Raw genomic sequence first — 310 nt, 5'->3', positions numbered from 1 at the left:
GTCGATGTGTTGCCCGGCCGCCAGGCTCAGGCTGCGCGGCGTGGCGGCGGCGATGCCCGCCGGGCCGCTCAGGGCGATCGCCGGCTCGCCGCCGTTGCCGCCCCCGGGCTCGTCGTTGGCGCCGTGCCCGAGGTCGCGCACGGCCTCGCTCAAGACCTGCTGGGGCGCCGGGTCGTGGCCGATGCCCTGGTGGTCCCCGGCGTGCTCGCCGAGGCTCCTGGCCAGGTGCAGCGCGGCCTCCAGCACCTGCACGACCTGCGCCCGGTCGAGCTGGCCGCCGTTGGCCTGCAACTGTGCCTCGCTGCTCAGC

The 310-nt window shown here is 77.1% G+C and carries 1 pseudogene; it reads right to left on the bottom strand.

What is annotated here, in order from left to right:
* Positions 1–310: pseudogene (locus PSEWESI4_RS25010) on the bottom strand (hypothetical protein); the annotation flags it as partial.

Source organism: Zestomonas carbonaria (assembly GCF_904061905.1).
Lineage (GTDB): Bacteria > Pseudomonadota > Gammaproteobacteria > Pseudomonadales > Pseudomonadaceae > Aquipseudomonas > Aquipseudomonas carbonaria.
The sequence above is the reverse complement of the archived record's forward strand: the minus strand, read 5'-3'. Positions and strand labels throughout refer to the sequence as shown.